This window comes from Roseomonas rosulenta (genome assembly GCF_016106005.1).
Taxonomy (GTDB): Bacteria; Pseudomonadota; Alphaproteobacteria; order Acetobacterales; family Acetobacteraceae; genus Neoroseomonas; species Neoroseomonas rosulenta.
The window spans coordinates 1-9,060 of record NZ_JACADR010000182.1; the positions used below are offsets into that span (position 1 = coordinate 1).

The window sequence follows — 9,060 nt, forward strand, 5'->3', positions numbered from 1 at the left end:
CGCCAGGGTGCCGCCGGCGCCCGGGCGGTTCTCGACCACCACGGGCTGGCCCAGCGCGGCGGCGAGTGGCGGGGCGAGCAGGCGGGCGACGATGTCGGTGGTGCCGCCGGGCGCGAAGCCCTGGATGAAGCGCACCGGGCCATCGGGCGCCCATGGCGCCTGCGCGCGGGCGGGCAAGGCTGCGAGCGTCGCGGCGGCGAGCACGGCGCGGCGTGTCGTCATGGCGTGGCGTCCTTGGTGTCGTCTCCGCGCGCCGTCTGGCGCGGCGGCCGCGCGAGGTCAAGACGGGGCGCCGCTTGCGCACCGGGCAGGGCCTGGGATGAAGTCGCAACGGGAGGGCACCGATGCTCGGCTTCGAGGATGTGGCGCTGCGGCTGGTGGCGGCCCTGCTGCTGGGGGCTGCGATCGGCGTCGAGCGGCAGTACCGCCAGCGCGCGGCGGGGCTGCGCACCAATGCGCTGGTAGCGCTAGGGGCGGCCGCCTTCGCGCTGGTCGGCTTCACCATGGCGAACGAGGCAAGCCCGTCGCGCATGGCGGCGCAGGTGGTCTCGGGGATCGGCTTCCTCGGCGCGGGTGCCATCATGCGCGAGGGGCTGAACGTGAAGGGCCTCAACACCGCCGCCACGCTGTGGTGCGCGGCGGCGGTGGGCGTGGCCTGCGCGGCGGGGTTCATCGCGATCGGGGCGCTGCTGGCCGGGCTGATCATCGCGGTCAACCTGGTGATCCGCCCGCTGGTCGCACTGATCGACCGCGCGCCGGCTGCGGGGGCGGAGGCGGAGCGCGCCTTCCGCATCACCGCGACCTGCCTGGCCGAGAGCGAGGCGGCGATCCGCGGGCTGCTGGTCAAGCAGATCGCGCTGAGCGAGGCGCGGCTGCTGCGCCTCGACAGCGAGGACCTCGACGCGCCGGGCCGCGTGGCGCTGAGCGCGCGGGTGGTCGCCGCGGGCGATGCGCCTGCGGTTCTCGAACGGATCATCGGCCGCATGAGCGTGGAGCCCGCCGTCACCCGGATCGGCTGGTCGGAGGAGGATGCCGGATAGCCCCGCGGGCGGCCTCAGGCGGCCGGCGGGATGTCCTCGACCGCGCGGAACACGGGCTTGCCGGCGGCTTCGAAGCGGGCAAGCTCCTCATCGGCGCCCGCACTCTCGCCCGGCAGGCGCAGGATGGCGTCGCAGCGTTCGGCGAGCGCGAGGCTGAGCGGCTGCATCACCTCGGCATAGGCATCGCCCGCATCGTCGCGACCCTGGGCGGCGACGATGACGGGCAGGGCCATGTTCACGCCGATGACCGGGATGTGGCCGCGGCGGAACAGCGCGAGTGCCGCGCGGTTCATCGCGGCGAGGCGCGCGGCGCGGGTGGGCGCGTCGGCGCCGCCGGAGGCATAGGGCCCGGCGACCATGATCCACATCACCCGAAGGTGGCGAGCAGGTCGTCCACCTGCGCAGGCGTGAGTTCGCGCGCGCCGGCACCGCGCAGCAGCAGCGCGAGGCGCGCGGCTTCCTCCAGCTCCTCGGCGGCATGCACCGCGTCTTCCAGCGTGCGGCCGGACACCACCGGGCCGTGGTTCGCGAGCAGCACGGCCTTGGCGGTTTTCGCCGCGTCGTGGATGTCGGCCTCCATCGCCGCATCGCCCGGGCGGTAGTAACGGATCACGGGCAGGGCGCGGCCGATGCGCATGACGAAGTAGGGCGTGAGCGGCGGGATCGGCGCGGGCTCGCCGGGCTGGGCGAGGCAGCCGATGGCCGTGGCGTGGGTGGAATGCAGGTGCACCACCGCCCCCGCATCGGGCCGCGCGGTCAGCACGGCGCGGTGCATGAAGACCTCCTTCGAGGGCTTGTCGCCCGACACATGCGACCAGTCCGGCGCCAGCTTGCTGATCCGCGCGGGATCGAGCCGCCCGAGGCAGGAATTGGTCGGCGTCATCAGGTAGCCATCGGGCAGGCGCACCGAGATGTTCCCCGCCGTGCCGACCGAATAGCCGCGCTGGAACAGCGATGCGCCGAGCATCGCGAGTTGCGCGCGAAGTGCGGCCTCATCCATGGGAGAACGCCTTCAGGAAGAAGTCGCGCGCGCCGAAATTGCCCGACTTGAGCGCGAGGTGCATCCCGGTCGGGTTGGCGTAGGTCCAGGGCACGCCGGGGTCGATCTCGGGGCCGATGCGCAGGGATGTCACGCCCAGGCGCTGCACCACGGCGCCGGAGGTCTCGCCGCCCGCCACCACCAGGCGGCCGACGCCGCGCGCGACCAGGCCCGCCGCGATGGTGGCGACGGCGTCCTCGACCAGCGCGCCGGCGGCCTCGCGCCCCAGCTTCGCCTGCAGGGCCGCGACCTTCTCCGGCGTGGCGGAGGCGGCGATCACCACGGGTCGGTCGGCGGCGAGCTTGCCATCGACCCAGGCCAGCGCCTGCGCGGCCATGGCGGCAGCGTCGGGGGTGGCGAGTGCATCCAATTCCAGCACCGGCGCATGGTCGCGCGCGAGGCCAATCTGCCCGAGTGTCGCGCGCGAGCAGGACCCGGCGACGACGGCGGCGAAGCCCTGCATCGGCGGCAGCGATGCCGCATCGGCGCGCGCGGGCAGCAGCCCGGCGCGGCGGAAATTCTCCGGCAGGCCCATCGCGACACCCGACCCGCCGGTCACCAGCGCGTGGGGTGCGACCGCCTCGCCGATCGCCATCAGGTGCGCGTCGGTCACCGCATCCACGATCGCCCAGCGGCGGCCGGAATCGACGAGGCGCGTCATCTCGCGCCGGATCGCGCCGGCACCCTGTTCCACCACGCCGAAGGGCACCAGGCCCACGCCGCCGCTGGTCTGGCGCGAGAGAACGCGCACCAGGTTCGCATCCGTCATGGGGGTGAGGGGGTGGTGCTCCATCCCGCTCTCGTTCAGCAGCGCGCCGCCGACGAAGAGGTGGCCGAGATAGATGGTGCGCCCATTGGTCGGGAAGGCCGGGCAGGCGATGGCGAAGCCCGAGCCCAGCCGCTTCAGCAGCGCATCGCCGACCGGGCCGATGTTCCCCGCATCGGTGCTGTCGAAGGTGGAGCAGTATTTCCAGAAGAGCTGCTTCGCCCCGGCCGCGACCAGCGCATCGCAGGCGGCCAGCGACTGCGCGACCGCATCGCCCACCGGTGCCGTGCGCGTCTTGAGTGCCACGATGACGGCATCGGCCTCGGGCAGCGGGCCGTCGGGCACGCCGATCACCTGCACGGCGGACATGCCGCCCTTGACCAGCGTGTTCGCGAGGTCGGTCGCGCCGGTGAAGTCATCCGCGATGCAGCCGAGCAGCAGGGGCATGGTCGCCCTCCTTCAGAAAACGGGCGTGCCGTCCTTGCGGTAGTACACGCTGCGCCCATCCGGGCCGGGGCGGATGTCGAGGTCGTCGTCGGGGTAGATCACGCGCTCGAACTTCGTGCGGTCTCCCACTTCGAGATACAGGCAATCGGCGTCGCCGCGGTTCACCAGGTGGTGCGCATCCCAGGTCCCGGCGGGGAAGCCGGCGCACATGCCCGCGCGCAGCGGCGTCTCGCCCGCATCGGTCACCAGCGTGCAGGCCCCTTCCAGGATGTAGACGAACTCGTCCTGCTTCTCATGCGCGTGGCGCAATGCGGAGGCCGAACCCGGCGGCAGGCGGGTGATGTTCACGCCGAAGTTCTTCAGCCCGAAGATGTCGCCGAGCGTGCGCTTCTCGCGCCCGCCGATCTTGTCCACCAGGTCGGCTGGGTAGCCGGAGGGCTTCGCGCGCGGCGGCACCTCCATGGCGGTCACGGCGATGGGGCGCGGCGTGTCGGGCATGGCGGCCTTCCTTCAGCCTGGGGGCAGGGCGAGCACATCCTGGTGGCCGATGCGCACGGACAGCAGCGCATCCATCGCCTGGGCGCGGCGGGCCTCGATCCAGTCCTCGATGCGCGCGGCGTCGCGGCGTTCCCAGGCCATGGCGGCGCTGCCGTGGCCGGTCGCGATCTCGGCGGCGAAGACGCGCGCGCGGCGGTCGATCACCCAGTCCGAGGCGGCGCGATGCACGCTGTAGCCATGGGCGGCGAAGGCCTCGGCGATGGCATCGGGGGCGGCGGGGCCGAGTGCGATGCCGCCGAAGCCCTTGTCGCGCCGCTGGTCGCGGCGGAAGCCGCGCATCACCAGCGCGTCGCCCGGGTAGGGGGGCGAGAAGCGCTCGCGCCCCGTCACGTTCAGCGCGGCGTAGAAGGGCAGGCGGCGGCGCGCGCAGGCCGCCGCCATCGCCTCAACCCAGTCGCGGGAGACGAGGTCGCACAGCGCGGTGTTCACCACCGCATCGACACGGTCGAGTGGCAGGTTGGCCGGGGCCAGCACCAGGTTCGCGACCAGCCCCTCGATGCGCCAGGCGCCCTCGGGCGAGTGCACCAGCAGGGTCTTCCTCCCCGGCCAGGTGGCGACCCAGCCGACCGCCTCGGCGCGATCCGCGATGGTCTCGAAGGCGCGCTCGAGCAGCGCGGCATCGGCATCAACCAGCGTCCATGCCTGGGCGCGGCCGATGAAATGGCCGAGCCAACGCAGCAGGCTGCCCGTGCCCGCGCCCAGGTCGAGCACGCGCGGGCGCGCCGGCAGGGCGGCGGCCAGCATGGCGGCGAGGCCCGGGTCGCGCGCGGCGGCGTCGTAGGGCTCGCGCAGGTCGAGCCAGTCGCCGTCGAATTCCTCGGCCATCATGCGAAGGCCCTCTCGAGCTCGGCGCGGAAGGCTTCGGCGCGGTCGGCCCAGCGCGGCAGGCGCTGCCCGCCCTGCCAGGCGGCCTCGGCCATCTCGGCGCGCAATTCGGCATCGAAGATTGGACGGCGCATGCCCTTGGACAGCGAGATGACGTCATCGACCGGCGAGACGATGGCCGAACCGGGCGCGACCACCTCGGCGATGGCGCCGCCGGCGGTGATGGCGAGCGGCAGCCCACGGGCCATCGCCTCGGCCGCGGCCATGCCGTAGCCCTCCCAGCGGGTGGCCAGCGCAAACAGGTCGGCGCGGTGGTAGAGCGCCTCCAGCGCCGCGCCTTCGACCTCGCCGGCGAAGGTGACGCGCGCGGCGACGCCGAGTTCCTCGGCCAAAGCGCGCAGGCCGTGCGCATGGGCGGGGGCGCGCCGGTCGTCGCCGGCGATGGTGAGCGACCATTCGAGGTCGGTGAGCCGCGCGAGGGCGCGCAGCAGCACGTCATGCCCCTTGCGCGGCACCAGCGTGCCGACGCTCAGGATGGCGCAGCCAGGCCCGCCGGAGCCGGCCGCGCGCGGGGCCTCGTCGGTGCCGGGCTCGACCACGCCGATGCGCTGCGGGTCGGCGCCGAATTCCTCGGGCAGGCGCCGCGCCGTGAGCGAGGAGGTACAGACCAGCCGCGCGCAGGCGCTGAAAAGCGCGCGTTCCTTGGCCTTGAGCACGGTGCGCGTGGATTCGTCCGCGCCGTGCTCGAGCGCCGTCGGGTGATGGATCAGCGCCACCGCGCGGCGCGCGGCGAGCTCCTGCGCCAGCGGCAGGAAGGCCGGCAGGCCGAGCCCGTCGATGACGATGCGCGCATTCGCCGGCAGGGCATGGATCGCGGCGCGCGCGCCGGCTTCCGCGGCCTCGTCCGGGGCGGGGTGGCGGCCCGGGAGCTCGACGACCTCGACGCTCTCGCCCAGCGCGCGCAGCCCCTCGACCATGCGGCGGTCGTAGATGTAGCCGCCCGAGATCGCGTCGAAGGGCGCGGGGACGAGGAGGTGGATGCTCAAGCCGCCGGCGCCCCTTCATAGGCGGCCCAGGCGATGTGGCTTTCCTTCAGCAGCACCTTGAGCCCCGTCACGGCGCGCCCGCCCTCGCCGAGGCGGCCTTCCGCGAGTGCCGCGCTCAGCAGCTTGTGGATATGGGCACAGAGGAACTCGGTGGTGGTGTTCTGCCCGGCGAACTGGGGTTCGGCGTCGAGGTTGCGGTAGTCGAAGGTGTCGAGGATGGCGCGCAGCTCGACCTTCGCCGCGGCAATGTCCACCAGCAGGTTCAGGCGGTCGAGCGCGGGGGCGCGGAATTCGGCCTCCACGATCATGGTGGCGCCGTGCAGGCGCTGGGCGGGGCCGAATTCCTCCCCGCGGAAGGAATGGGCGATCATGACGTGGTCGACGACGGTGAGGCTGTACATGGCGGTCTTTTAGCGGCCGCCGCGGCGCGCGTCACCCGCGCCGGCCGGTCAGTCGTAGAGCACGAGGGGGCAGAGCGGCGGCACCTCGCCGGGCGGCGGGTTGAGCAGGCCGGACATGGCGGCGGGCAGGTCGGCGAAGCGCGTGGCGGGGCCGACCAGCGCATCGAGCGCCGGGTCGGCCAGCAGGGTCAGCGCGAGGGCCATGCGCTGCCCATGGGTGCGCCGGCCGCGCATCGCGGGGGCCACGGCGCCGACCTGCGTGGAGACGATCGACAGGCGCTTGCTGTGGAAGGCCTCGCCGAGCGGCAGGCTCGCCTCGCGCGTGCCGAACCATGACGCTTCGATGATGCGCGCCTCGAAGGCGCAGAGCTCGAGGGCGCGGCGCAGCCCGGCGGGGTCGGCGGAGGCGTGGATGACGAGGTCGCGTTCGCCCGGCGCGTCCTCGGGCGCGCAGAAGCCCGCGCCCAGGGCTTCGGCGATCGCCCGGCGGCGCGGGTCGATGTCGCAGACCACGACCTCGACGCCGGGGATGCGGGCGAGGAGATGCGCCACCAGTAGCCCGACAACGCCCGCGCCGATGACGAGGGCGCGTTCGCCGACCAGCGGGCGGGCGTCCCACAGCACGTTCACCGCGGTCTCCATGTTGGCGGCGAGCACGGCGCGCGTGTCGGGCACGGCGTCCGGGATGGGGATGCACATGGCGGCGGGGGCGAGGAAGCGGTCCTGGTGCGGATGCAGGACGAAGACGCGCTGGCCTTTCAGCGGGCCCGGCCCGTCCTCGACGGTGCCGACGGCGCTGTAGCCGTACTTCACCGGGAAGGGGAAGTCGCCCTGCTGGAGGGGGCAGCGCATGGCGGCGTGCTGTGAGGGGGGCACGCGCCCCGTCAGCACCAGGCGTTCGGTGCCGCGCGAGATGCCGGATGCGCGCGCGCGGACCAGCGCCTGGTCGGGCGCGCGCGCCGGCAGGGCTTCATGTCGGATCTCGCAGCGATTCGCCGCGACGGTCCAAAGCGCCCGAGCTTCGTTCACCCGTCAGTCCCCAAAAGCCAGAAAAAGGAGGGGGTGCGGGGGAGTTCCCTCCCCCGCTGCTTGCTTCTCACGGTGCGCCGCCCGGCCGTGCGCGGTTCACCGCGATATCCAGCAGGATGTCCGGCGGTATCTCGTGGACCTTCCAGCTGAAGCGCAGCCCGTCGGCGATGCGCGCCACTTCCGGCAGGGTGAAGGCCGGGATGCCCGAGCCGAGCAGCACGGGTGCCACGGTGACGTGCAGGTGGTCGAGGCAGCCGGCGGCGAGGAAGCGCGAGACGGTGAGCCCGCCGCCTTCGACGAAGATGCGTGTCAGGCCGCGCGCGGCGAGCGCGCGGAGAAGGGCGACGGGGGCGATGCCGCCGGTGGCCTCGCGCGGCAGGCGCAGCACCTCGGCGGTGCCGTGGGTGTCGGGGCCGGGCGTGTCGTTCGCGCAGGCGAGCAGCGTGGGCGGGCCGTCGCGGAAGATGCGGAAATCGGCCGAGAGGTGGCGGTCGGTGTCGATCACCACGCGCACGGGGTCGGGGCCTGGCACCTCGCGCGTGGTCAGGCGCGGGTCGTCGTGGCGGACGGTGCCGGCGCCGACCACGACGGCGTGGCAGAGCGCGCGCAGGCGGTGGGTGTGCAGGATATCGCCCGGCCCGCCGATCCATTGGCTGCTGCCCGATGCGGTGGCGATGCGCCCGTCCAGCGTCTGCGCCAGGCGGCCGATGACGCGGCAGCCATCGGCTGCGGCGGGCGGGGCCAGGATGGGCGCAAAGAGCGGTGCCAGCGCGCCGGCGGGGCGCGCGCCCTCGCGCGCGGCGAGCAGCGCCGTCCAGTCGGTGTCAGGGGTGCTGGCGTCCATCGCCGCGCGTCATGCCCGAAGCGGGCCGGGGGCGCCAGGGTCAGGGCCGGCCGAGGGTGATGGGCAGCAGCGCCACCGCGCCCTCGGCCAGCAGCCCGGCCAGGATCGGCAGGGGGGCCGCGGCGATCAGGCGGATCACGACGAAGCGCCAGCCCAGAACCGGGTATTCCCAGGTGATGATCCGGTGCAGGGCGAAGATCGACCAGCCGGTGATGAGGGCGGCCATCTGCGGCACGCCCGCGCCCGCCTTGGCGAAGGCCAGCACGAGCGGGAAGGTGACGAAGGGCCCGCCCGGCATCAGCCCGCCGGCGAAGGAGGCGACGAGGATGCCGTTGAGCCCCGAGTCCGGGCCGATCCAGGTCACCGCCGCATCGGCCGGGATCAGTTCCGCCAGGAAGGCCGCCATCGGCAGCGCCACGGCGAAGATCGGCAGGATCTTCAGCAGGCTGCTTCCGGTATCCGCGACCGCGCGCCGTGCCGCGCCCGGCCCGCGGCGCAGGCAGGCGCCGAAGGCGATCACCGCCACGACGGCGAGGAAGACCTGGCCGCCGGTCATCTGGGAGGGGTCCAGGCGATCGGCAGGCGGCGCGCCACCCAGCCCGCGATCATCGGCATGGGCAGGGTGACCAGCGTGCGCATGATGGCAAAGTCCGGCCCGAGCAGCGGCATCTCGTAGACCAGCAGCTTCTGGAAGCCGTTCAGCGCCCAGGACAGGATATAGGCGACGAGCGCGCCGCGATCCGCCCCCGCGCCGGCCAGCACGAGCACGAGGGGAAAGGCGGCCATCGGCCCGCCGGGCGTGAGCGCACCGGCCAGCGTCGCGACCGCGAGGCCGAACCAGCCGCTCTCGGCGCCCATCCAGCGCGCCAGCGCGCCGGGCGAGATGAGCTGGCGCAGCGCCGCCGCGAGGAGCAGGCCGGCAAGCAGCGAGGGCGCGATGAACAGGAACAGTTCCCAGGCGTGATACAGCGCGGCGCCGACCGCGGGCGCGCCGGCGCGCTGCCAGAGCGCGGCCGCGGCCGCGGCCCCGATGGCGGCAATCACCACCAGGCTGGCATGGCGTCG

General features: G+C 73.9%; 12 protein-coding genes and 1 pseudogene. 1 reads left to right on the forward strand and 12 read right to left on the reverse strand.

The features are described 5' to 3' along the window. Positions 1–222: pseudogene (locus tag HW578_RS18395) on the reverse strand (tripartite tricarboxylate transporter substrate-binding protein); the annotation flags it as partial. A 122-nt stretch (positions 223–344) separates the two neighbouring features. Between HW578_RS18395 and HW578_RS18400 the strand changes: the two are divergent. Then, positions 345–1,040 (forward strand): MgtC/SapB family protein, encoded by a 696-nt coding sequence (locus HW578_RS18400; RefSeq protein WP_198372147.1) that lies wholly within the window; start codon positions 345–347, stop codon positions 1,038–1,040. A gap of 14 nt (positions 1,041–1,054) precedes the next feature. Here HW578_RS18400 and HW578_RS18405 read toward each other — a convergent pair whose 3' ends face one another. The 11 genes from HW578_RS18405 to HW578_RS18455 form a co-directional block, all read right to left on the reverse strand. After that, positions 1,055–1,399, reverse strand: a complete 345-nt coding sequence (locus tag HW578_RS18405) for a DUF1937 family protein (protein ID WP_198372149.1) — start codon at positions 1,397–1,399, stop codon at positions 1,055–1,057. An 8-nt stretch (positions 1,400–1,407) separates the two neighbouring features. Beyond that, on the reverse strand, positions 1,408–2,040 hold the full coding sequence (gene otnC, locus HW578_RS18410) for a 3-oxo-tetronate 4-phosphate decarboxylase (RefSeq protein WP_198372151.1): 633 nt from the start codon (positions 2,038–2,040) through the stop codon (positions 1,408–1,410). Then, positions 2,033–3,292, reverse strand: coding sequence for a 3-oxo-tetronate kinase (gene otnK / locus HW578_RS18415; protein WP_198372153.1), 1,260 nt, complete (start codon positions 3,290–3,292; stop codon positions 2,033–2,035). The genes otnC and otnK overlap by 8 nt, the downstream gene beginning before the upstream one ends. Positions 3,293–3,304: 12 nt before the next feature. After that, entirely contained in the window at positions 3,305–3,790 is a 486-nt protein-coding gene (locus HW578_RS18420) for a cupin domain-containing protein (protein ID WP_198372154.1), read from the reverse strand. A 12-nt stretch (positions 3,791–3,802) separates the two neighbouring features. Next, positions 3,803–4,678 (reverse strand): class I SAM-dependent methyltransferase, encoded by an 876-nt coding sequence (locus HW578_RS18425; protein ID WP_232479097.1) that lies wholly within the window; start codon positions 4,676–4,678, stop codon positions 3,803–3,805. Continuing rightward, the gene (locus HW578_RS18430; protein WP_198372155.1) at positions 4,675–5,721 is read right to left on the reverse strand and encodes a glycosyltransferase family 4 protein; all 1,047 of its coding nucleotides are present in this window, start codon (positions 5,719–5,721) and stop codon (positions 4,675–4,677) included. Before HW578_RS18430 ends, HW578_RS18425 begins: the two co-directional genes overlap by 4 nt. After that, a complete protein-coding gene (locus HW578_RS18435; protein ID WP_198372156.1) occupies positions 5,718–6,122 on the reverse strand; it encodes a 6-pyruvoyl trahydropterin synthase family protein in 405 nt (134 codons plus the stop codon). Before HW578_RS18435 ends, HW578_RS18430 begins: the two co-directional genes overlap by 4 nt. A 48-nt stretch (positions 6,123–6,170) precedes the next feature. Then, positions 6,171–7,151, reverse strand: a complete 981-nt coding sequence (locus HW578_RS18440; RefSeq protein WP_198372157.1) for a zinc-dependent alcohol dehydrogenase — start codon at positions 7,149–7,151, stop codon at positions 6,171–6,173. Between the two features lie 67 nt (positions 7,152–7,218). Beyond that, positions 7,219–7,995, reverse strand: coding sequence for a RibD family protein (locus HW578_RS18445; protein ID WP_198372158.1), 777 nt, complete (start codon positions 7,993–7,995; stop codon positions 7,219–7,221). Positions 7,996–8,035: 40 nt separating this feature from the next. Then, positions 8,036–8,551 (reverse strand): hypothetical protein, encoded by a 516-nt coding sequence (locus tag HW578_RS18450; RefSeq protein WP_198372159.1) that lies wholly within the window; start codon positions 8,549–8,551, stop codon positions 8,036–8,038. Further along, on the reverse strand, positions 8,548–9,060 hold a 513-nt coding region (locus HW578_RS18455; RefSeq protein ID WP_198372160.1), incomplete at its 5' end, for a hypothetical protein. The genes HW578_RS18450 and HW578_RS18455, both read right to left, overlap by 4 nt.